Source organism: Rhizobium sp. 32-5/1, assembly GCF_029537235.1.
Classification (GTDB): domain Bacteria; phylum Pseudomonadota; class Alphaproteobacteria; order Rhizobiales; family Rhizobiaceae; genus Pararhizobium.
Genome location: NZ_CP120638.1, coordinates 3598415 through 3620095 on the forward strand (window position 1 = coordinate 3598415; position 21681 = coordinate 3620095).

General features: G+C 60.4%; 15 protein-coding genes and 9 pseudogenes. 15 read left to right on the forward strand and 9 right to left on the reverse strand.

Annotated elements, in window-relative coordinates:
• Window positions 1-3 precede the first annotated feature (3 nt).
• From P6U16_RS18080 to P6U16_RS18095, 4 genes and pseudogenes are all read left to right on the forward strand, one after another.
• Window positions 4-512, forward strand: a pseudogene (locus tag P6U16_RS18080) (ureidoglycolate lyase).
• Window positions 509-864: pseudogene (gene uraH, locus P6U16_RS18085) on the forward strand (hydroxyisourate hydrolase). Before P6U16_RS18080 ends, uraH begins: the two co-directional pseudogenes overlap by 4 nt.
• Window positions 865-889: 25 nt before the next feature.
• Window positions 890-1216: a type II toxin-antitoxin system prevent-host-death family antitoxin gene (locus tag P6U16_RS18090; protein WP_277701660.1), complete on the forward strand. Its 327-nt coding sequence runs from the start codon at window positions 890-892 to the stop codon at window positions 1214-1216.
• A 17-nt stretch (window positions 1217-1233) separates the two neighbouring features.
• Window positions 1234-1499 (forward strand): annotated as a pseudogene (locus P6U16_RS18095) (Txe/YoeB family addiction module toxin).
• A 3-nt stretch (window positions 1500-1502) separates the two neighbouring features.
• Here P6U16_RS18095 and P6U16_RS18100 read toward each other — a convergent pair.
• The 5 genes and pseudogenes from P6U16_RS18100 to P6U16_RS18120 form a co-directional block, all read right to left on the reverse strand.
• Complete coding sequence (locus tag P6U16_RS18100) at window positions 1503-2639, reverse strand: alpha-hydroxy acid oxidase (RefSeq protein ID WP_277701661.1); 1137 nt, start codon at window positions 2637-2639, stop codon at window positions 1503-1505.
• Between the two features lie 156 nt (window positions 2640-2795).
• Window positions 2796-3329, reverse strand: coding sequence for a DUF992 domain-containing protein (locus P6U16_RS18105; RefSeq protein ID WP_277701662.1), 534 nt, complete (start codon window positions 3327-3329; stop codon window positions 2796-2798).
• Between the two features lie 184 nt (window positions 3330-3513).
• Complete coding sequence (gene guaD, locus P6U16_RS18110; RefSeq protein ID WP_277701663.1) at window positions 3514-4830, reverse strand: guanine deaminase; 1317 nt, start codon at window positions 4828-4830, stop codon at window positions 3514-3516.
• A pseudogene (gene puuD, locus P6U16_RS18115) lies at window positions 4827-6064 on the reverse strand (urate hydroxylase PuuD). Before puuD ends, guaD begins: the two are co-directional and overlap by 4 nt.
• 134 nt (window positions 6065-6198) lie before the next feature.
• Window positions 6199-7116, reverse strand: coding sequence for a LysR substrate-binding domain-containing protein (locus P6U16_RS18120; protein WP_277701664.1), 918 nt, complete (start codon window positions 7114-7116; stop codon window positions 6199-6201).
• Window positions 7117-7196: 80 nt separating this feature from the next.
• Between P6U16_RS18120 and P6U16_RS18125 the strand changes: the two genes are divergently transcribed.
• Complete coding sequence (locus P6U16_RS18125) at window positions 7197-7403, forward strand: hypothetical protein (protein WP_277701665.1); 207 nt, start codon at window positions 7197-7199, stop codon at window positions 7401-7403.
• On the opposite strand, the gene xdhC is transcribed toward P6U16_RS18125, so the two are convergent.
• The 3 genes and pseudogenes from xdhC to xdhA all read right to left on the reverse strand — a co-directional run bounded on the left by xdhC (window position 7379) and on the right by xdhA (window position 12024).
• Window positions 7379-8203, reverse strand: a complete 825-nt coding sequence (gene xdhC / locus P6U16_RS18130) for a xanthine dehydrogenase accessory protein XdhC (protein ID WP_277701666.1) — start codon at window positions 8201-8203, stop codon at window positions 7379-7381. The genes P6U16_RS18125 and xdhC overlap by 25 nt on opposite strands.
• A 4-nt stretch (window positions 8204-8207) precedes the next feature.
• On the reverse strand, window positions 8208-10550 hold the full coding sequence (gene xdhB, locus P6U16_RS18135) for a xanthine dehydrogenase molybdopterin binding subunit (protein WP_277701667.1): 2343 nt from the start codon (window positions 10548-10550) through the stop codon (window positions 8208-8210).
• Window positions 10550-12024 (reverse strand): annotated as a pseudogene (gene xdhA, locus P6U16_RS18140) (xanthine dehydrogenase small subunit). Before xdhA ends, xdhB begins: the two are co-directional and overlap by 1 nt.
• Window positions 12025-12272: 248 nt before the next feature.
• Between xdhA and P6U16_RS18145 the strand changes: the two are divergent.
• The 8 genes and pseudogenes from P6U16_RS18145 to sbmA all read left to right on the forward strand — a co-directional run bounded on the left by P6U16_RS18145 (window position 12273) and on the right by sbmA (window position 19087).
• Window positions 12273-13126, forward strand: a pseudogene (locus P6U16_RS18145) (FGGY family carbohydrate kinase).
• On the forward strand, window positions 13123-13719 hold the full coding sequence (locus P6U16_RS18150; RefSeq protein ID WP_277701668.1) for an FGGY-family carbohydrate kinase: 597 nt from the start codon (window positions 13123-13125) through the stop codon (window positions 13717-13719). Before P6U16_RS18145 ends, P6U16_RS18150 begins: the two are co-directional and overlap by 4 nt.
• A 103-nt stretch (window positions 13720-13822) precedes the next feature.
• Window positions 13823-14113 carry a type II toxin-antitoxin system ParD family antitoxin gene (locus P6U16_RS18155; RefSeq protein WP_277701669.1) on the forward strand — a complete coding sequence of 97 codons (291 nt, stop codon included), beginning with the start codon at window positions 13823-13825 and terminating at the stop codon, window positions 14111-14113.
• Window positions 14103-14399 (forward strand): type II toxin-antitoxin system RelE/ParE family toxin, encoded by a 297-nt coding sequence (locus tag P6U16_RS18160; RefSeq protein ID WP_277701670.1) that lies wholly within the window; start codon window positions 14103-14105, stop codon window positions 14397-14399. The genes P6U16_RS18155 and P6U16_RS18160 overlap by 11 nt, the downstream gene beginning before the upstream one ends.
• Window positions 14400-14527: 128 nt before the next feature.
• Window positions 14528-15588, forward strand: a pseudogene (locus P6U16_RS18165) (LLM class flavin-dependent oxidoreductase).
• A 66-nt stretch (window positions 15589-15654) separates the two neighbouring features.
• Complete coding sequence (map, locus tag P6U16_RS18170) at window positions 15655-16407, forward strand: type I methionyl aminopeptidase (RefSeq protein WP_277701671.1); 753 nt, start codon at window positions 15655-15657, stop codon at window positions 16405-16407.
• Between the two features lie 80 nt (window positions 16408-16487).
• Window positions 16488-17697: pseudogene (locus tag P6U16_RS18175) on the forward strand (MFS transporter).
• 80 nt (window positions 17698-17777) lie between these two features.
• Window positions 17778-19087: pseudogene (gene sbmA, locus P6U16_RS18180) on the forward strand (peptide antibiotic transporter SbmA).
• Window positions 19088-19109: 22 nt separating this feature from the next.
• On the opposite strand, the gene P6U16_RS18185 reads toward sbmA, so the two are convergent.
• Window positions 19110-20069 carry a polysaccharide deacetylase gene (locus P6U16_RS18185; protein WP_277703898.1) on the reverse strand — a complete coding sequence of 320 codons (960 nt, stop codon included), beginning with the start codon at window positions 20067-20069 and terminating at the stop codon, window positions 19110-19112.
• A 188-nt stretch (window positions 20070-20257) separates the two neighbouring features.
• On the opposite strand from P6U16_RS18185, the gene P6U16_RS18190 reads away from it, so the two are divergent.
• Together P6U16_RS18190 and P6U16_RS18195 are read left to right on the forward strand one after the other, a co-directional pair.
• Entirely contained in the window at window positions 20258-20845 is a 588-nt protein-coding gene (locus P6U16_RS18190) for an NnrU family protein (protein WP_277701672.1), read from the forward strand.
• A gap of 96 nt (window positions 20846-20941) precedes the next feature.
• Window positions 20942-21625 carry a tetratricopeptide repeat protein gene (locus P6U16_RS18195; protein ID WP_277701673.1) on the forward strand — a complete coding sequence of 228 codons (684 nt, stop codon included), beginning with the start codon at window positions 20942-20944 and terminating at the stop codon, window positions 21623-21625.
• Window positions 21626-21681: the final 56 nt, after the last annotated feature.

Consider the following 21681-nt stretch of genomic DNA (forward strand, 5'->3'; position numbering starts at 1 on the left):
ACGATGCGCGTGCTGCCGATCCGCTCGCTGACTGCAGACGCATTCCGCCCGTTCGGAGACGTGATCGAAGCGGATCCGGCCCGCATGCGGCTGATCAATGGCGGCACGACGGAGCGTTTTCATGCGCTGGCAAAGGTCGATGTCGCGGGCGAGGGGCGGCGGCAATCCTTAACATTTTCCGCGGCCAGCCACGGTCCTTCCCCTATACCATCGACATGATGGAGCGCCATCCGCTCGGCAGCCAGAGTTTTACGCCGCTGTCGGCGCGGCCCTGGCTTGTCGTGGTGGCGCCGGATGCGGGCGGCCGGCCCGGCCGGCCGATGGCGTTTCTGGCCCGATCCCGGCAGGGCGTCAACTATCACCGCAATGTCTGGCATCATCCGCTGATGGCGCTCGATGGCGTCAGTGATTTCCTGATTGCGGACCGGGAAGGGCCGGGCAACAATCTGGAAGAATTCTTCTACGACGAGGCCTTCCTCATCGAGGAGCCGATAAGGGACACGGATCTATGAGCGGACGCCTGACCACGCATGTTCTCGACACGGCACTCGGCAAGCCGGCGCAGGGGCTGGCGATCAACTTGTTTCGGATCGAGGGGAAGCCCGAACGCTGATCCGCTCCGTCGTCACCAATGCCGACGGCCGCGTCGATGGTCCGATGCTTGATGGAGAGGCCTTCGCCGTGGGAACCTACGAGCTTCTGTTCCATGCCGGCGACTATCTGCGCGCAACGGGTTCCGACCTGCCGGAACCCGCCTTTCTGGACCTTATCCCGCTGCGTTTCGGCATCGCCGATGCGGGCAGCCACTATCATGTGCCGCTGCTGCTCTCGCCGTTCAGTTATTCGACCTATCGCGGGAGTTGAGGTCATCCTTGACAGGAGAGTATAGTTGTACGATATTTCGTACAAGTCGAATGCTGGAGACAGTCAGATGCGAACGGTAATGTTTTCAAAGGCACGTGAAGAACTTGCGAGCATTCTCGATGAAGTCTCGAATGACTGTGTCACCGTGGAAATCGTGAGGCGCAACAAGCCATCGGTAATCCTAATCGATAAAAGCGATTATGAGGGAATGATGGAAACGATGTATCTCATGTCAACCCCGGCCAATGCCAAGCGGCTGCTGAATGCCATCGAGAATGTCGATGCAGGAATTTATGAACAACATGATCTGATCGAGCCTGAGCTTTTGCCGAAAACGAAAAGGATTGGTTGATGTCTCCGGACAGCCGCATTTCCTTGATGTGGGAGCCGGCGAGTTGGAAAGAATACATCTACTGGCAGGAAACCGATCCGAAGATGGTGGTGCGGATCAACGATCTGATAAAAGACGCGCTCCGCCACCCTTTCGAGGGTATCGGAAAACCAGAGCCTCTTCGTAATCAGCTAAGACGCCACTGGTCCCGTCGAATTACAAAAGAGCATCGCCTCGTTTACCGGGTTGAGGGTGAGGGGAAAAGCAGATGCTCATTATCATTCAGTGCAGATCGCATTATTGACCATCAATCCGCGAGCACATCCCGGTTGATGTCGCGGATATCGCGCTTGCCGCAAAGCGCCATGGTGATATCGAGTTCCTTCCGGATGATTTCCAGCGCCAGCGTCACACCTGCTTCGCCCATGGCGCCGAGGCCGTAGAGGAACGGGCGGCCGATATAGGTGCCTTTGGCGCCGAGGGCGACAGCCTTGAGGACGTCCTGGCCGGAGCGGATGCCGCCATCCACGTGGATTTCGATTTTATCGCCAACGGCATCGACGATCCGCGGCAGCATGCTGATCGATGAACGCGCGCCGTCCAACTGGCGACCGCCATGATTGGAAACGATGATGGCATCGGCGCCGGTGCGGGCTGCCATCTGCGCATCCTCGACGTCGAGAATGCCCTTAAGGATCAATGGCCCGCCCCACATCTCCTTGATCTCGGCGACATTTTCCCAGGACAGCTGGGGGTCGAACTGCTCGGCCGTCCAGGAGGAGAGCGAGGAAAGATCGGAAACGTTCTTTGCGTGGCCCACGATATTGCCAAAGCTGCGGCGCTGCGTCTTCAGCATCTGCATGCACCAAAGCGGTCGTGTGGCCATCTGCCAGATGTGTTTTGGCGTGAATTTCGGTGGGGCAGAGAGGCCGTTGCGCAGGTCCTTGTGGCGCTGGCCTAGAACCTGCAGATCGAGCGTCAGGACGAGCGCCGAGCACTTGGCCGCCTTGGCGCGGTCGATAAGGTTCTTGACGAATTCCCGGTCGCGCATGACGTAGAGCTGAAACCAGAATGGTTTCGAGGTGACAGAGGCGACGTCCTCGATCGAGCATATGCTCATCGTCGACAGCGTGAACGGAACGCCGAATTTTTCCGCTGCCTTTGCCGCCAGCATCTCGCCATCGGCATGCTGCATGCCGGTGAAGCCGGTCGGTGCCAATGCAACAGGCATGGAGACCGGCTGGCCGATCATCGTGGTCGCCAGCGAGCGGTTGGTCATATCCACCATCACGCGCTGACGCAGCTTGATATCGTGAAAATCGGCCTCGTTGGCCCGGTAGGTGCTCTCCGTCCAGGCGCCGCTATCGGCGTAATCGAAGAACATCTTTGGCACGCGGCGTTTTGCGAGGGCTTTGAGTTCGTGGATATCGAGAGGCTTGGACATGGCGCAGCTTTCGTAGGGGTCTGCTACGCCAATATCATGGTTTCCGCGCGCTTGTTAAGATCGCAAAGACCCAAGAGGTAAAATAAATTTACCTCTTGGGTTGGGTTGTCACTTCAACCGTCTAAGTCCTCCAGCCGACGCCGGAGGGTAACGACATCAGTTGATCGGATTGAGGGTGACGGATGTCCCGGTCGCTGCAACGTTCAAGCCGAGCTGGCCCGTAACGCTCACGGTCTGCAACTGGATCGAGCCGGATGTGCCGCCCACCAGGATATTGGTTCCGATGCCGGCGCCGACAGTTGCTTCTGCGGTCGCGCCCTGATAGACGCCGCCGAGCGAGCCGCGGTGATAGCCGGCAGTTGGCGCAAACACGGCCCAGACAAGCCGGCCGCGTGTTGTGAAGCCGAGGTCGACGCCCATCTTGCGGATAGCGCCGGTGTATTGATCGGTTCGCTCCTGTCCGACGGTGGATTTGAAGACGCAATCGATCTCCTTGGCCGAGCCGAGGACATAGCCGACGCCGCCGCCAATGTTGCAGTCGAGATAGCCGATTTTCACGCCGTTGCTGACATCGGCTTCTTCATAGGGCACCGGGTCCTGGTTGGCGGAGAGGTCTGCTGCATGCGCTGCGGTAACGCCAGCGAACATCGGCAGGGCGGCGACAAGCGCCAGAGCGGGAATGGGGTTCATTTTGAATTCTCCATGTCTTCGATTTATTTTTCTTCGAATCGTTACGGCGCAGAGCCGTTGCTGACCCGGTTTTGATTCCGGCATGCGTTTAACGCGCCTGAACCTAGAAAGGTTCATTCGGACATTTCGGAGGCGGCATTGTGGAGGCCTAAGGATGGTTGCTGCCTTGACTGCATTTCGACAGTTAAAGTGCACCGAGCGTGGACTTCGCCGCAACGCCGGCAACATAGGTCTCGGCGATCGACCGGTCGTCGCCCATGGTCTGCAGCAGGAAAAGTTCATCGGCAAGGGAGGTGACAACCTCGGCCTTCAGCGCCATCGCCGGCGTCGCTGCCATGTCGAGCACGACGAAATCGGCGTCCGTGCCGGGCTCCAATGTGCCGATTTTCTGCGACAACGAGAGCGCCTGCGCATTGCCGAGCGTCATCATGTGGTAGCTCTCGAACGGGTTCAGCCGCTCGCCCTGCAACTGGAGTATCTTGTAGGCCTCGTCGAGCGTGCGCAGCATGGAATAGCTGGATCCGCCGCCGATATCGGTGGCGATAGACACGCGTACCGGTTTCTCTCTCACGGTCAGTTTACGTAGTGGGAAGAGCCCTGAGCCGAGGAACAGGTTGGAGGTCGGGCAGAAGACTGCAACGGAGCCGGTTTCACTCATCGCGTCCGCCTCTCGGTCTGACAGGTGAATGCAATGGCCGAACAGGCTCCTGGGGCCGAGAATGCCATAACGGGCATAGACGTCGGTGTAATCCTTCGCTTCCGGATAGAGCGAGCAGGTAAAATCGATCTCGTCGCGGTTTTCCGAGAGGTGCGTCTGGACGTGCAGATCGGGGAACTCGCGGATCAGTGCCTGCGCGACGCTCATCTGTTCCGGCGTCGAGGTGATCGCAAATCTCGGCGTGATCGCAACATGGTTGCGGCCTCTGCCATGCCATTGTTCGATCACTGCGCGGGTCTCGTCATAGCCCATCTCAGGCGTGTCGAGCAGCCCCTGCGGCGCGTTGCGGTCCATCATCACCTTGCCGGCGACCATGCGCATGTTGCGCGCAATTGCTTCGGAGAAGAAGGCGTCGGCAGAGGTCTTGTGCACGGAGCAATAAGCAACTGCCGTCGTTGTGCCGTGGCGGATCATCTCGTCAAAGAAATGTGTCGCGATACGCTTGGCATGCGCAGTCTCGACGAAACGGCACTCCTCCGGAAACGTGTAGGTGTTCAACCACTCCAGCAGATTGGCGGCATAGGAGCCGATGACCTGCATCTGCGGGAAATGCAGGTGCGTGTCGATAAAGCCCGGTAGAATCAAATGCGGTCGGTGGTCGATCTCGGTGACACCTTCCGGCGCCTGCGCCTTGACGGCCTCATAGGAACCGCTGGCGATGATCAGCCCGTCGGCGACGAGCAGGGCGCCATCGTCCTCGTAGACATAAGCCGAGTGATCATCCAGGCTCTCGGGCTTGCGGGTAAAGCTCAGCGTCCTTCCGCGGATCAGGGTTGCCGTCATCGGGTCGCGCTTTCCTGTGCGGCACTTTCGAACCAGGCGGCGAGAAGCTGGCGCTCCTCCACCGTCATTTCGGTGATGTTGCCCGGCGGCATGGCATGGCTGCGGCCGGCCTGGATGTAGATTTCGCGGGCATGGGCGGCTATCTCGGCGTCGTTTTCCAGCACCACGCCCTTCGGCGCGCGCACGATGCCTTCATAGACCGGTTCCGCCGCATGGCACATGGAACAGCGTGTCGAGATCGTATCGCGCACGGCGGGAAATGCGCGTTGGCGGCAAAGCGCTCGAAGGCCGGCGCGACCTGCGCCGTTTCACCACCGGTCAGCACCTTGGGCACCGTGGAGAGCCACATGATGATGATAAAGAGGATCAGCGTGACGATCCAAGTCCAGGTCGGCCGGCCCTTCCGCGCATGCGTGGTGTTGAACCAGTGGCGGATGGTGACGCCCATCAGGAAGACCAGCGCTGCGATCACCCAGTTGAACGCCGTGGCAAACGCCAGCGGGTAGTGGTTCGACAGCATGAAGAAGATGACGGGCAGGGTCAGATAGTTGTTGTGCAGCGAGCGCTGCTTGGCGATCGCGCCATATTTCGGATCAGGCGTGCGGCCGGCGATCAGGTCCGCGACCACGATCCGCTGGTTCGGCATGATGATGAAAAAGACATTGGCCGACATGATTGTCGCGGTGAAAGCGCCGAGATGCAGGAAGGCGGCACGGCCGGAAAACACCTGCGTATAGCCCCAGGCCATGGCCACCAGCGCGACATAGAGAATGCCCATCAGCGTCCAGGTGTTCTTGCCGAGCGGAGACTTGCACAGGAGATCGTAGAATATCCAGCCGATGGCGAGCGAGGCCAGCGAAATAAGAATTGCCGTGGTCGAGGAGATATCCAGCACATGCCGGTCGATCAGGAAGAGATCGGCGCCGCCATAATAGACGATGCAGAGCATGGCAAAGCCCGACAGCCAGGTGGCGTAGCTTTCCCATTTGAACCATGTGAGGTGCTCCGGCATCGTCGCCGGCGCGACCAGATATTTCTGGATGTGGTAGAAGCCGCCGCCATGCACCTGCCATTCCTCGCCATAGGCGCCAACCGGAAGATGATCGCGCTTCACAAGGCCAAGGTCGAGCGCGATGAAATAGAACGACGAACCGATCCATGCGATTGCGGTGATCACATGCAGCCAGCGGACGGCAAAAGACAGCCACTCCCAGGCTATGGCGTATTCATACATTCAAGTCCCCTTTTCTTCCCCCGCAGCGCCACCTTGCGAAAATTTCGAGCGAGAGGGAAGGGCGAAAAACAACTGTCCATCGGATGATTGTGTCGGCACGCCCTTCGGACCGAGGGCTCGGGAGACGCGCGCCGTCACTCGTAGAACGGTGCGAGTTCTTCCAGCAGCCAGTTGCGAAAATCGCGGATTTTCGGAATGTTGCGCCGGCCTTCAGGGTAAACCAGCCAATAGTCGCGGCCATCATTGCAGGTCAGCGAAAATGGTTGAAAGAGCCTGCCGCTTTCGATCTCGTCCGGGAAGTGCTTCGGGTTGACGATGGCGACCCCCTGGCCGGCGATCGCCATGCCTGCATCGAAGGATTGTGTTCCAAGCTCGTTGGCTGGGAAACGGCCAAGACCGGGGTCTTCGATGCCGGCCTCTGTGAACCATTGTTTCCACCATGTATCCGCGGCGCTGATGATCGGCAGTTTCAGAAGGTCGGCCGGCTCATGGATGCCGCCGATCGAGGCGGCGAGTTTCGGGCTCAGCATCGGCGTGAAATCCATCCGCATGATGCGATGCGCTTTCAAACCCGGCCAGTCGCCTTGGCCCCACCGGATGGCGACGTCTGCCCGGGTGCTGACGAAATCGATGATCACGGGCGATGTCGAAAGGCGCACCGCGATATTGGGATGCTTGAGCTGGAAACGCCCGAGGGTGCGGGTCAGCCATTGCTGGGCAAACGTAGCGGTCGAATCGATATGCAGCAATTGGCCGGCGTCTGAGCGCAGCGCGGCAAGCGCCTCTTCGAGAATGGAGAACCCCTGCGCGATCTTGGGCGCCAGCCTTTCACCAGCCTCGGTGAGGGCGATTTGACGGGGCCTCCGGAAAAACAGCGGCTCACCGACATGATCCTCGAGCAGCTTGATCTGGTAGCTGACGGCGGTCTGCGTCATGCCGAGTTCGTCGCCGGCCTTGGTGAAACTCAACAGCCGGGCCGCCGCCTCGAAGACACGCAGGGCATTCAACGGCATCTGTTTCGACATCTTCATGGATAAGGTCTCTTGATGCATCGCGATCATCGTTCGATTGGAATTCCAGCACTTTTCCCGGCATCCTGCAATCCTGATCATCAAGCCGACAAGGTGCAATCATGGACTGCCACACCGTTGACCGTCGTCGTTCCCCGACCATTTTCCGTTTTGGGCAACACCTGCGCGACCTGTTTCAAACCTTGTTGCCGCGGACCGCGCGGGGTTCGGCAAAACTCGATCTCGACGTAATGTCAGACTTCATGAAGAGGGACCTGGGCTTTCTCGATGGCCGCGATCCGCGTCAGGATTCTGACTTTACCCGGTAGGCAGCGATCGCCATCAGGATTTCGGCGGCGGTCATGGCGGCAATCACCGCAGGGCGTTTGTCCTCGACAGCCTTGCCGCCGATCGGCAGGACAAGGCGGTCGATGAGGGCGTCGCCAAATCCCTCGCGCCGCGCCCAACTGGCAAAGGTGGCGCGCTTGGTCTTCGAGCCGATCATGCCGACATAGGCGAGATCGTCGCGCTGGAGCGCCTGGCGGGCAATCAGGAAATCGAGCGCATGGTCATGCGTCAGAATGACGACGGCCGAGCCCGGAGAGATATCCTTGATGATCGATTCCGGCATGGCAACCAGCCGGTGGCTGGCCCCGGCCGACATCTGGTCGAGTTCGCTCTTTCGCGTTTCGACCGCATAGGTCTTCACCGGCAGCAGCAAAAGCGCGTCGCCAAGCGCCCGCCCCACATGGCCGGCGCCGAACAGCCAGACTTCGGGCATAGCGGCCACTCGCGTCCGCAATTGTTCTTGCAGGCGGTCACGCTCGCCGTCATCGCCAATCCGGAAACCGATCACAACCCGGCCGCCACAACACTGGCCGATGTCAGGCCCGAGCGGAATGTCCATTTCGAAACGGTCGGTGACCCCGGCCAGAAGCGCGCGGGCATTGTCGATCGCCAGATGTTCCATCTGGCCGCCGCCGATCGTGCCGTGGGTGTCGGTCGGCGAGACCAGCATGAAGGCGCCGGCCTCGCGGGGCGTCGAGCCCATCGCCTCGACGATTTCGACGATCACCAGCCGGTATTCGCGTTCCAGAAAGGCTTCGAGACTGTCGATGGCAAAATTCATGCGGTTATGCTTTTCCTGCCCGCAGGCGCTCGACGGCCATCAGCACGCGCTCCGGCGTTGCCGGCGCATCGAGCCGCGGGCATTCGCGATAATCCGCGACGCTGGCGACGGCCATGGACAAGGCCTCCAGAACCGAGATCGGCAGCATGAAGGGCGGCTCGCCGACAGCCTTGGAACGGCCCACCGTCTGTTCCGCATTCTCCGCCCATTCGGCCAGCTTGACGTTGAAGATCTTTGGCCGGTCGGAGGCGAGCGGGATCTTGTAGGTGGAGGGCGCATGGGTGCGCAGCCGGCCCTTGGCGTCCCACCACAATTCCTCCGTCGTCAGCCAGCCCATGCCCTGGACGAAGCCGCCCTCGATCTGGCCGATATCGATGGCCGGGTTGAGCGACTTGCCGACATCATGCAGCACGTCCACCCGATCAACCATATATTCGCCGGTCAGCGTGTCGATTGACACCTCCGAAACCGACGCACCATAGGCGTAGTAATAAAACGGCGTGCCACGGCCGGTGTTGCGATCCCAGTGGATTTTCGGCGTCTTGTAGAAGCCTGCGGCCGAGAGTTGCACGCGGGCGAAATAGGCCAGCTTGACGAACTCCGCGAACGGCACCAGTTCCTCGCCGATCTTCACATGGTTGGCGACGAAGGTGACGTTTTCGGGTGTCGTCTGCCAGCGCTCGACGGCAAAGGCGACGAGGCGCTCCTTGATCTGGCGGGCCGCATCATAGGTGGCCATGCCGTTAAGGTCGGTGCCGGAGGAGGCGGCCGTGGCAGACGTGTTCGGCACCTTGCCGGTGGTCGTCGCTGTGATCTTCACCCTGTTGATATCGACCTGGAAACTGTCGGCCAGAACCTGGGCAACCTTGGTGTAAAGCCCCTGGCCCATCTCGGTGCCGCCATGGTTCAGGTGGATCGAGCCGTCCTGATAGATGTGAACAAGGGCGCCCGCCTGGTTGAAGGCGGTCATGGTGAAGGAGATGCCGAACTTGACCGGGGTCAGCGCGATGCCCTTGCGGATCACACGACTGTTTTTGTTGAACGCGATGATCGCCGCGCGGCGGGCCTGATAGTCGGAACTCGTCTCGAGGTCTGCAACTATACGGTGGATGATGTTGTCTTCGACTGTCTGGTGATAGGGCGTCACGTCACGGCCGGAGCCGGTTTCGCCGTAGAAGTTCAGCTTGCGGATTTCGAGCGGATCCTTGCCCAGCGTATAGGCGATCTCCTCGATGATGCGCTCGCCGCCCAGCATGCCCTGCGGCCCGCCAAAGCCGCGATAGGCTGTGTTGGAGACGGTGTTGGTCTTGAGCGGCTGCGAGGTCAGCTTCACATGCGGGTAGAAATAGGAGCTGTCGGCATGGAACAGCGCGCGGTCGGTGACTGGGCCGGAGAGGTCCGAGGAATAGCCGCAGCGCGCCGCGTAATTGGCTTTCACCGCATTTATGCGGCCATCATCATCGAAGCCGACATCGTAATCGACCAGAAAATCATGACGCTTGCCGGTAGCGGTCATGTCCTCGTCGCGGTCGGGGCGGAACTTGACGGCGCGGTTGAGCTTCTTGGCGGCAACGGCTGCCAAAACGGCAAACTGGTTGCCCTGCGTCTCCTTGCCGCCAAAGCCGCCGCCCATGCGGCGCACGTTGACGGTCACCGCATTGGACGGCACCCCGAGCACATGGCCGACCATGTGCTGGATTTCGCTCGGATGCTGCGTCGACGACCAGACGGTGATCTCGTCGTCTTCGCCCGGAATGGCAAAGGCAATATGGCTTTCGAGATAGAAATGCTCCTGCCCGCCAATCCGCATCTTTCCCTGCAGCCGGCGCGGGGCAAGTTCAAGCTCGGTATCCGCATCGCCGCGCTGCAGCGCGAGCGGCTTGGTGACGAGCGTGCCGCCATGGTCAAGTGCGTCGGTGATGTCGGTCAGATGCGGCAGGTCGCGATAGGTAATCTTTGCCAGCCGTGCCGCACGGCGCGCAATGTCGCGCGTCTCGGCAATCACGGCAAAGGCCGGCTGCCCGTGAAACTGCACGAGGCCATCAGCCAGCACCGGCTCGTCATCGAGATGGCTGGGGCTGATATCGTTGGAATGCGGCATGTCCTTTGCCGTCAAAACGCAAACGACGCCCGGTGCCGCCGCGACGGCCGAGAGGTCCATGGTCACGATTTCCGCATGCGCCCGATCCGTCATGCCGAGCGCGCCGTGTAAGGTGCCCGCCGGCTCCGGCATATCGTCGATATAATCTGCCGAGCCCGCGACATGCTTGTGAGCGCTGTCGTGGCGCAGTGTGGCGTGCATGGGGCCGGCAATGGTTTTGCGTTCCTCGAAAGTGGTGTTGTCCATCACGCTGTCACCTCGAACCGCCGCAATTGTACAGCCGCGCCGCTGGTTTCCATGAAGAAGCGCGTCAGCAGGTTCTTGGCCGCAAGCTGGCGGTAGGCGGCGGTGGCGCGCCAGTCGGTCAGCGGCTGGTAGTCTGCATCGAACGCGGCTTTTGCCAAGGCGATCGTCGCCTCGCTCAATCCTTGCCCACCAGCGCGGATTCGACATTTGCGGCGCGTTTCGGCGTACCGGCCATGCCGCCAAAGGCGATGCGGGCAGACGTCACGCGGTTGTCTCCATCCAGCGCGATCCTGAAGGCGCCGCACAGCGCGGAAATATCCTCGTCGCGGCGTTTCGAGATCTTGTAGACGGCAAACCGTTCCGTCTGCGGCATGCGGGGAATGAAGAGGCTTTCGACGAATTCGCCCGGCTTGCGGTCCTGTTTCCCGTATTCGATGTAGAAATCCTCAAGCAGCAATGTGCGGACACTGCCCTTAGATCGCAGCGTCACGGTGGCGCCGAGTGCGATCAGCGGAGGCGGCGTGTCGCCGATTGGCGAGCCATTGGCGATATTGCCGCCGATCGTTCCCATGTTGCGGACCTGTTCGCCGCCGATCCGATCGATCAGAGCGCCGAAGGCGGGATAGGTGGCGGCAATTTTTGAAAAAGCCATGGAGTAGCTGACACCGGCGCCAATCGTCAGGCCGTCCGGTGTCTCGGCTATCGCCTGCAGTTCATCGAGGCCATTGATGAAGACGACCGGGTTGATGCGGCGGAACTGCTTTGTGACCCAGAGCCCAACATCCGTCGAGCCGGCAACGATGGTGGCAGCCGGATGTTCGGCAAGAATATCCCCCAGATCAGACACGGTTCCGGGCACGATCAACTGATCGTCGCCGGACGTGATGCGGATGGTTTGCGTTGTCTTCAGGCTCGCCAAGCGTGCGGTGATGGAGGCGCGCATTTTGACGATCGGGTCGAAGACGGCGCTCGGCCGCGCCTTCGCCACCGCTTCGGCCGCCCTCACAATCGGCTCGTAGCCCGTGCACCGACAGAGATTGCCCTGCAGCGCCTTTTCGATATCGGCGCGCGATGGTGCATCTTTGGCAAGCCACAGCCCATAGAGCGACATGACGAAGCCCGGTGTGCAGAAGCCGCATTGCGAGCCGTGAAAATCCACCATCGCCTGCTGGACGGGATGCAATATTCCGTCTTTTGCGGCCAGATGCTCGACAGTCACGACATGCGTGGCATGCAGTGACCCGGTGAACCGGATGCAGGCATTGACGCTCTCATAGACCAGTTCACGGCCGACAAGCCGCCCGACGAGTACGGTGCAGGCGCCGCAGTCGCCCTCGGCGCAGCCTTCCTTGGTTCCGGTCAGCCGGCGTTCGAGGCGCAGATAGTCCAAGAGGGTTGCGGTCGACGCGAGATCGGACAGCGCGGTTTCCGTTTCGTTCAGAATGAAGCGAATGCTGCCGGCGTCTTGTGTCATGCAATCTCTTCTTAATTGGGCTCGTCTTATGATGCGGTGCATTCAAACTACGCGCAAAAGCGCTCGGCTGACAATTGTGTTTTTGTTTGCGGCGTCGCAGAGTTCGCGTAGCCGGCGCCCAGTGGTGCTTGCGTTTTGTTTTCGTTTGACATTCGTTTTGTCGTCGTATTGAAGTTTTCGAAATGACTGCGTCGTCTTTGGGAGAAGCGGCTGCGGAATTCAAAAAGCCGTATTAAAGGGGAGGGTGCATGGCGCAGTATGTTCTCGCGATCGATCAGGGCACGACATCGAGCCGGGCGATCATCTTCGACGAAACCCAGAGGGTCGTCGGCTCCGGGCAGAAGGAGTTCAAACAGCATTTCCCGAAATCCGGCTGGGTCGAGCATGATCCCGAGGAAATCTGGGATACGGTTGTCTGGACGATCCGCGAGGCAATCCGCAAGGCCGGCATCGCAGCATCCGACATCGCCGCGATCGGCATCACCAACCAGCGCGAGACGGTCGTGGTCTGGGAGCGCGAGAGCGGCAAGCCGATCCACAATGCCATCGTCTGGCAGGATCGTCGCACGGCCTCCTACTGCGAAAAGCTGAAGCGCCAGGGGCTGGAAAAAGCTTCACCAAGAAGACCGGCTTGCTGCTCGACCCGTATTTTTCGGGCACGAAACTGTCCTGGATGCTGGCCAATGTGAAGGGTGCGCGCGCCCGCGGCGCCAAGGGCGAACTCTGCTTCGGCACGATCGACACGTTTCTGATCTGGCGGCTCACCGGCGGCAAAAGCTTCGTCACCGACGCCACCAACGCCTCGCGCACGCTCATGTACAACATCGTCGTCAACGACTGGGACCGCGAACTTCTCGACATTTTGCGCGTGCCAGAGGCGATGCTGCCGGAAGTCAAGGATTGCGCCGCCGATTTCGGCGTCACCGACAAGGACCTGTTTGGCGCGGAAATCCCGATCCTCGGTGTTGCCGGCGACCAGCAGGCGGCGACCATTGGCCAGGCCTGCTTTTCGCCGGGCATGCTGAAATCCACCTATGGCACCGGCTGCTTTGCGCTGCTTAACACCGGCAAGGACATCGTCCGCTCAAAAACCGGCTTTTGACGACCATCGCCTATCGGCTGGACGGCGAGACGACCTATGCGCTGGAAGGCTCGATTTTCATCGCAGGGGCCGCCGTGCAATGGCTGCGTGACGGGCTGAAGGTGATCAAGTCCGCCGCCGATACGGGTGCGCTTGCCGAAAGCGCCGATCCTGCGCAGGAGGTTTATCTGGTTCCCGCCTTCACCGGCCTCGGCGCGCCGCATTGGGATCCCGATGCGCGCGGCGCGATCTATGGCATGACCCGCAACACCGGGCCCGCCGAATTCGCGCGCGCTGCGCTGGAAGCCGTCTGCTACCAGACCCGCGACCTGCTGGATGCCATGCACAAGGACTGGAAGAGCGACGACCGCGAAACGGTTCTGCGCGTCGATGGCGGTATGGTGGCGTCCGACTGGACGATGCAGCGGCTGTCCGACCTGCTCGACGCGCCCGTCGACCGCCCGACCATTCTGGAGACCACGGCGCTTGGCGTCGCCTGGCTTGCCGGCAGCCGCGCGGGTGTGTGGCCCGATCAAAGGGTTTTGCCGCTTCCTGGGCCCGCGACCGCCGCTTCGAGCCGTCGATGGACGAGAAGACGCGGGCGGGAAAGCTGAAGGGTTGGCGCAATGCGGTGAGGCGGACGCTGAGCGAGGGGTGAAGGTTTGCTTGTGCGTGGTATGAAGCTGTCATACTATCAAGCAGAATTTGGAGATCGCCATGTCTGCCGCCGAGAAGCGCACGATCAGCCTGCCAGTCGAACAATCGCGCTATATTGATCACCTTGTGGAAACAGGCGGTTATGGCTCGGCGAGCGAGGTTGTCCGGGCGGGGTTGCGCGCTTTACAGGAAAGAGATGAAGCGGTCGAACGCTGGTTGCGAGAGGATGTTCTTCCGGCGGCATTGGCTATCGCTGCCGATCCGCAGCGGGCCATCCCGATTGACGAGGTATTTAGCGGCATCCGGGCACTTCATGCCGAATGGCTGAAAGCAAACCAGCGTGGCTCATAGGGTTGTCTTCACGCCGGAAGCGCGTGATGATCTGAAAAGGCTGTATTTGTATATCGCCGAGCAATCGGGTGACGACAGGGCTCTCACCTACATCACGCGCATTGAAATATTCTGCCGCGGCTTTGCCGATTTCCCGGAACGGGGAACGCGGCGTGATGATCTTTTCCCTGGGCTTCGTGGGGTTGGGTTTGAACGGCGCGTTGCTGTCGCGTTTCATGTTCTGACGGATACGGTTATCTTCGACCGCATTCTCTATGGTGGCCAAAACCTTGATGTATTCGAATAGGCGATCCGAGCGGCTGAAACTCAGGTCAAACACCGGCTCGTTGAAACAGACTGTTTCCCGCAAGGTTATGGTCAAACCCATGCCAAATTCATAGATATGGTGCGACTTACAAAACGGATGGGCACTCCATGGAACTCGGTCTTTATACATTCGGCGACGTGCATCCGCAGGCACCCCGCGGGCGCGGGACTGAAGGCGCTGAGCGGGTTCGGCATTTGATCGAGGAGATCGAACTCGCCGATCAGGTCGGTCTCGATGTCTTCGGGTTGGGCGAACATCATAGGCCGGACTATGTCGCTTCGGCACCGTCGGTCATCCTTGCCGCTGCCGCCGCGCGGACCAAGAACATCAGGCTCTCCAGCGCCGTCACAGTGCTCAGTTCCGAGGACCCGGTGCGGGTGTTCCAGCAGTTTGCGACGCTTGACCTGATTTCGGGCGGGCGCGCAGAGATCATGGCCGGCCGCGGATCGTTCATCGAATCCTTTCCTCTTTTTGGCTACGACCTCGAGGACTACGACCAGCTTTTTACCGAAAAACTCGACCTGTTGCTTGCGATCCGTGACAGTGAAATCGTCACCTGGGCAGGCGAGAAACGGCGGCCAATCAGCGGTCGTGGGGTCTATCCGCGGCCTTTGCAGGACGAATTGCCGATCTGGATCGCCGTCGGCGGCACGCCGCAATCCGTCGCCCGTGCCGGTGCCATGGGGCTGCCCTTCGCGCTGGCGATCATAGGCGGCGAGCCTGCGCGGTTCGCGCCGCTGTTCGATCTATACCGCGAGGCGGCCCGGCGGGCGGGGCAGGATGCAAAAAGCTCAAGACAAGCATCAACGTCCATGGTTTTATCGCCGATACGGCACAGGCTGCGGCCGACCAGTTTTACGGACCGCAGGCGGAGGTGATGAACCGCATCGGCCGCGAGCGCGGCTGGGGTCCGACCAGCCGAGCCCATTTCGACCAGGCCTGCAGCGCCAATGGCAACCTCTTCCTGGGCGATCCGGATACCGTGGCTGAAAAAATCATTCGGCATCAACGGCTGTTCAAGAACGATCGCTTCCTGTTGCAGATGGCGATCGGCCTGATGTCGCACGACCAGATCATGCGCGGCATCGAGCTTTATGGCACCAAGGTTGCGCCCCTGGTGCGCAAGGCGTTGGCGGAAGATGCGGCAAAACAGGTCGAATCTGCCTGATTTCCCAAAAATCCGTCTGGATTGCCGGTGCCCGACGCCTTAAATAGGCGTCGAAAGCGAGAGATCATGACCCTGGACAACGACAACGATCTGGAGCGGCTGAAGGATATCGGCCGCATCTGCGCCAATGCGCTGAAAGTGATGGGCGAGGCGCTCGAACCGGGCATGACGACCGCGGAACTCGATGCGATCGGCCGCAAGGTTCTGGAAGATGCCGGCGCCCGCTCCGCGCCGGAGTTGGCTTACAAGTTTCCTGGTGCCACCTGCATCAGCGTCAATGAAGAGATCGCCCACGGCATTCCGGGCAGCCGCGTCATCCTTGCCGGCGACCTCGTCAATATCGATGTCTCCGCTGAAAAGAACGGTCTGTTCGCCGATACCGGCGCATCCTTCGCCGTGCCGCCGGTCAAGCCCGTCATCGACCGCCTTTGTCGCGATGGAAAGCGGGCGATGTGGGTTGGGCTGAAGCAGGTACGCGCCGACCAGCCTTTGTCGGCGATCGGCAATGCCATCGGCACGTTTGCCCGCAAGAACCGCTATACGCTGGTGACCAACCTTGCCAGCCACGGCGTTGGTCTGTCGCTGCATGAGGAACCGACCGAGATCGCCACCTGGCCGGACAGGCACGAAAAGCGCCGGATGACGGACGGTCTGGTGTTCACCGTCGAGCCATTTTTGTCGCTCGGCGCAGAGTTCGCGCAGGATGGCGACGACGATCCCTGGACGCTCTACAGCCAGCCGCGGGCACCCACGGTTCAGTATGAGCATACGGTGGTGGCCACCCGTTCCGGGCCGCTGGTGGTGACCCTGCCGGATTGACGATCGTCTATTCCTTCCGCTGATTGAAACGATCAATTTTTGTCATTTGAAGCCCGGATGCTGCGCTGCGATAAGCGGCGATGATGAACGCCAAGGGCAGACCTGATGCAGACCTCTTGCCGACGGCGCTGGCCGGCGGCATCGGCATGGCGGTCGCCATGGGCTTCGGCCGTTTCTCCTATACCCCGATCCTGCCCGGAATGATGGCGGACCTCGGTCTATCCCCGTCTGATGCGGGGATTATCGCCTCGGCCAATTTCATCGGTTATCTCGCCGGTGCCGTGCTTGCCGGCTATGGCTGGGCGGCGGGCAGGGAGCGAAGGTTGGGTCTTTCGGCGCTGGCGGCAACAGCGCTTTTGCTGCTTGCCATGGGGCTTTTTCCTCGGTTGCGCTGTTTTCGCTCATCCGATTTTTCGCTGGCCTTGCCAGTGCCTTCGCGATGATCTTCCTCTCGGGCATCGTGCTCGGGCGTGGCCTTCGCGCCGGCAATCCGCATGTCCAGTCGGCCCATTTCGGCGGTGTCGGCATCGGCATTGCGGTGTCTTCGCTGATGGTCTGGCTTCTCGCCCACATGCACCTCGATTTTGCTTCACCCTGGCGGATCGACTGGTTCGGTGGGGCGCTCATCGCATTTGCCGGCCTTTGCGCTGTTGCCATGCTTCTGCCGAAAGCGGATGCGTCGGTCTCCCGGAGTGCACCCGAAAAACCGCTCGTTTGGACGCGGCCGCTGATCGCCATGACGCTCACCTATGGCATGTTCGGTTTCGGCTATGTGATCACCGCCACCTTCCTGGTGGCCATGGCAAGGCAGGGGGCGGCCGATCAGACGATCGAGTTCCTGGCCTGGCTTCTGACCGGCCTCAGCGCAGCTGTTTCGGTGGTTCTGTGGCGGCTCGCGGTCCCGCGATTTGGCGCCGTCGGTGTCTATCTCATCGGTCTTCTCGTGGAAGCGGCGGGCCTGATCGCCACTGTCTGTCTCCCTTGCCCTATGCGCCGCTGGTCGGCGGCGTTCTTCTCGGACTGACCTTCATCATGATCACCGCCTATGGCCTGCAAATCGGTCGGGCGCTCGCGCCGGAAAGTCCGCGCAAGGCACTTGCCTTCATGACGGCCGCCTTTGGTGTCGGGCAGATTGTCGGACCTGTGGTCGCCGGCTGGATTGCCGAGCGCAGCGGCAGCTTTACCGTGCCAACGCTTCTGGCTGCCGTTGTGCTGCTGGTTTGTGCGCTGATAACGGGTATCGAGATGAAACGCATTCTGGCAGCGCTCGACGGGCCCGGTCGCGGCTGAATTAAATCACGGTAACTTTAGCAGTCCGCGATTGTTGCAGCGCATGTTTTGCCCTAGTTTCGGCGCATCCGGCGGGTCGTATGCCCGCCACGCCAACCAGCGAGAGTGCCCGTCTTGTTTCAATCCTTTTTCCGACGCCTCGGCTCTTTTTCCCATCAATCATCATCTGGGCCGCCATCGTCATCGCCTCCTGGTATATGGGGGCAGCGACCTCGGCGCTCTGATCGGATTACCGCCGCTCCCGGCGGGGCAGGAGCCGGTCATCGGCGTTTCGGTTTTCGTGTCGACGCCGTTCCTGTGGTTCTACATCTACTACGCCGTCGCTATGGCGATCTTTTCTGCATTCTGGTTCCGGTTCAGCCCGCATCCTTGGCAGAACTGGTCGGTTCTGGGTTCCGGCCTGATCATCTTCAATACGTATTTCTCGGTTCAGGTCAGCGTTGCGATCAATGCATGGTATGGCCCTTTCTACGATATGATCCAGCGCGCTCTGGCAAGGACGGAGCCAATCCCGACGGCGCCCGACCTTTACTGGGGCATGACCGGTTTCGCTGGAATTGCCTTCCTCGCCATCACAATCGGCGTGCTCAACCTGTTCTTCGTTAGCCACTACATCTTCCGTTGGCGCACCGCGATGAACGCCTACTACATGGCCAACTGGCCAAAACTGCGAAAGATCGAAGGCGCCTCTCAGCGTGTGCAGGAAGACACAATGCGGTTTTCGACAACGGTCGAAAGCCTCGGCGTCAGTCTCGTCAGCTCGATCATGACGCTGATTGCGTTCCTGCCCGTCCTGTTCAAGTTTTCAACGCAGGTAACCGAGTTGCCGTTTATCGGGGAAGTGCCGCACGCGTTGGTCTGGGCGGCCATCCTGTGGTCGCTGTTCGGGACGTTTTTTCTGGCGCTTGTCGGGATTAAGCTTCCGGGCCTCGAGTTCCGCAATCAGCGCGTCGAAGCAGCGTATCGCAAGGAACTCGTTTATGGAGAAGACAATGCGGACCGCGCCGATCCGATAACCGTGGCCCAACTCTTCGCCAACGTCCGGCGCAATTATTTCCGCCTCTATTTTCACTACATGTATTTCAACGTTGCCCGGATATTTTATCTTCAAGCGGACAACCTCTACGGGACTTTTGTGCTGGTGCCGTCGATTGTTGCGGGCAAGCTGACACTGGGCGTGATGGGTCAGATTCAGAACGTTTTTGGACAGGTGCGGGATTCGTTCCAGTATCTCGTTAATTCCTGGACGACGATCGTCGAGCTGATTTCGATCTACAAGCGCCTGCGCGCTTTCGAGGCGGCGATCGACGACGAGCCTTTGCCTGACATCGACCAGCGCTATCTGGAACGCGAGGATATGGGAGGCGAGATCGAGGCTGCAAAGCCGTGATCTCCGGATGCCGTCAAAACCCTCAGAAGGCGGAGCCATCCGCCTTCTTCTGCGCCTCGATCATCGGTAGCGCCTGCGCATAGCTGATGCAGGCAACGTCCGGTTTCGAGCAGGTTTCGCTCAGGAACCGGTCGAGCGCCCGCCAATAGGCGCCGCCGTTCATCTCGACGAAATGAAAGCCGAGCTGCAGCGGAATGCGGGCGCCCTCATATTCGGCTTGGAACGCATTGCGATAGGCTGACAGTGCGCGCTCCTCGAAGGCGGTGCTGTTCTTGCGGTTTTCGACGCCCATCGAATGGCGGATGAAGAGATTGTAGTCCATGCCGATGACGCGGCGCTGCTGGGGTCCCTCAGGGATCAGCGGCAGGCCGAAGCGGGGCAGGCCATCCGTCGAGGTTGGCCAGGCCGGACCTTTGGTCACGAGGCTTGCGTCATAGACAAACCCTGCCTTCTCCAGGGCAGGCACCAGGCCGTCGTTGGTGGAGAGATAGGGCGCGCGAAATCCCTTGATGTCCGACGTGACGAAATCGGTCCAGCCCTCCGGCTGTTCGTTTTCGATGCCGCCGGCTTTCCAGGCCTCCCGCAGGGCTGCGTTGAACGCAGCAAATTCGCTGGACCATTCCTTGATGCTCCAGCCCTTGCCGTCGAAATGGCCGCAGGCATGGCTGCCGATGTCGTGGCCTGAGAGATGCGCCTGCCAGATGTGGTGGACGCGCTGTGCAATCTCCTCGCGGCTCTGAGCAAAGCCGACATTGGAGCGGCCGGCCTTGTGTCCCGCTGCCTGATAGGATTTTCCGCCCTCTGCCTTGGTCATCAGGAAGGTGCAGGAGAGGAAATAGGTGAAATGTGCGCCTGTGCGTTTTCCCATGTCGAGGCTCTTCTGCCACAACCGGTTATCATGCGCGCCATCGAAAGAAACGATGACAAGCTGTTTGCGCGTTGGCGGTTCCTTGCCTTCGTTGGCCTCAGCAGCGGAAGACATGAGAACGGCCAGCGTGACGGCGGGGGCGGCTATAAATCGGAACATGACGGCGACCTGGGAAACGACTGCGGCAATTTGCGGGCCGCAAGACCTGACCCACGAATGCGGCAATCCTTTGATCGCACTGGAAATGCCCCTCGCTAACCGCTATGCGATGGAGAACAACAACAAAGGCGGCGGTGCAAACCATGGCAATTCTCATTCTCGGTATCGTGATCTTTCTCGGTATCCACCTCGTCAAGAGTTTTGCGCCGGATGTGCGTGCCGCGGTGATAGCGCGCGGCGGCAAGGGACTGTGGATGGCGATCCATGGCGGCTCGGCCCTGATCGGTCTCTGTCTGATCGCCTATGGCTTCGATGCGTCCCGCGCCACAAGCGGCCTTCTCTACAATCCTCCGAAGTTCCTCACTCACACTGCGCTCACGCTTTTGCTGATCGCCACCATCTGTCTGGTCGCGGCCTATCTGCCGGCGGGCAAGATCCGTACAGCAACGAAACATCCGGCCGTTCTCGCCATCAAGATCTGGGCGCTGTCGCATCTGCTGTGCAATGGCGAGACCAATTCGGTTCTTTTGTTCGGGACCTTCCTTGCCTGGGGTGTCATCCTGCGCATCTCGATGAAGCGGCGCTTCCGTGCGGGCGAAATCACCTATCCGCCTTTCGTTTCCTATCGCTACGACCTGATTGCGATCGTGCTCGGGTTGGTCATTTACGGCCTGATCGTCTGGAAGCTTCATGAACTCGTGATCGGTGTTGCGCCTGTCGTCATGGGGTAATTTGCGCGCCCCCTTACAACTGCGTCAAAATACGGTAGAAGGCGCGTTCTTTCACATTCATATCTGCAAGGAAGGCCGGGCATCCGGAACTGAGGAATGGCAAACCAGGACGACAGCTTTATCCGCGAAGTCAACGAAGAGCTCCGCTCGGAACAGGTCAAGGCCGTCTGGACCCGGTTCGGCAGTGTCATCATTGCCATTGCCATTCTCATCGTCGTCGGCACGATCGGCAAGGTCGGCTACGAATACTGGCACGAGACCTCCGCGTCCGAATCCGGCGATGAGTTTCTGGCCGCGCTGAACCTTGCGAAAGAGAACAAGACCGACGAGGCGCTGGCTGCGCTGACCAACCTGGAAAAGGATGGCTACGGCGCCTATCCGGTTCTGGCACGGATGCGCGCCGCCACCCTGCAGGTGCAGAAGGGTGATACCGCTGCCGCAATCCAGGCCTTCTCCGACATTGGCAAGGATACCAAGATCGAAAAGCCGATGCGCGATGCCGCACGCATGCGCGCTGCCTATCTCCTCGTCGATACCGGCACCTACGAGCAGGTTTCGGCCGAAGTCGAGCAGATGGCCGTGCCAGCCGATGCGATGCGCCATTCGGCGCGCGAGGTACTCGGGCTTGCAGCCTACAAGGCCGGCGACATGCCGAAAGCCAAGACCTGGTTCCAGCAGATCGCCGACGATGCCGAGAGCCCGCGCAATCTGGCAAACCGCGCCCAGATGCTGCTGGACCTGATTGCTGCAAGCGGAAAGGCGCCTGAACAGGCGTCCTAAAGCATCTCGCACTGGGAGCAGGTGGGATCACCGGAACCGGACAAGATGCTATAACA

What these genes read in the sequence shown, in the direction of transcription:
- map (WP_277701671.1), top strand. Translation starts at nt 15,655, where the DNA reads ATGACCCTGGACAACGACAACGATCTGGAGCGGCTGAAGGATATCGGC.
- P6U16_RS18185 (WP_277703898.1), bottom strand. Translation starts at nt 20,069, where the DNA reads ATGTCTTCCGCTGCTGAGGCCAACGAAGGCAAGGAACCGCCAACGCGC.
- guaD (WP_277701663.1), bottom strand. Translation starts at nt 4,830, where the DNA reads ATGACGGCAACCCTGATCCGCGGAAGGACGCTGAGCTTTACCCGCAAG.
- P6U16_RS18155 (WP_277701669.1), top strand. Translation starts at nt 13,823, where the DNA reads ATGTCTGCCGCCGAGAAGCGCACGATCAGCCTGCCAGTCGAACAATCG.
- xdhB (WP_277701667.1), bottom strand. Translation starts at nt 10,550, where the DNA reads ATGGACAACACCACTTTCGAGGAACGCAAAACCATTGCCGGCCCCATG.
- xdhC (WP_277701666.1), bottom strand. Translation starts at nt 8,203, where the DNA reads ATGAATTTTGCCATCGACAGTCTCGAAGCCTTTCTGGAACGCGAATAC.
- P6U16_RS18105 (WP_277701662.1), bottom strand. Translation starts at nt 3,329, where the DNA reads ATGAACCCCATTCCCGCTCTGGCGCTTGTCGCCGCCCTGCCGATGTTC.
- P6U16_RS18120 (WP_277701664.1), bottom strand. Translation starts at nt 7,116, where the DNA reads ATGCATCAAGAGACCTTATCCATGAAGATGTCGAAACAGATGCCGTTG.
- P6U16_RS18195 (WP_277701673.1), top strand. Translation starts at nt 20,942, where the DNA reads ATGGCAAACCAGGACGACAGCTTTATCCGCGAAGTCAACGAAGAGCTC.
- P6U16_RS18125 (WP_277701665.1), top strand. Translation starts at nt 7,197, where the DNA reads ATGGACTGCCACACCGTTGACCGTCGTCGTTCCCCGACCATTTTCCGT.
- P6U16_RS18100 (WP_277701661.1), bottom strand. Translation starts at nt 2,639, where the DNA reads ATGTCCAAGCCTCTCGATATCCACGAACTCAAAGCCCTCGCAAAACGC.
- P6U16_RS18190 (WP_277701672.1), top strand. Translation starts at nt 20,258, where the DNA reads ATGGCAATTCTCATTCTCGGTATCGTGATCTTTCTCGGTATCCACCTC.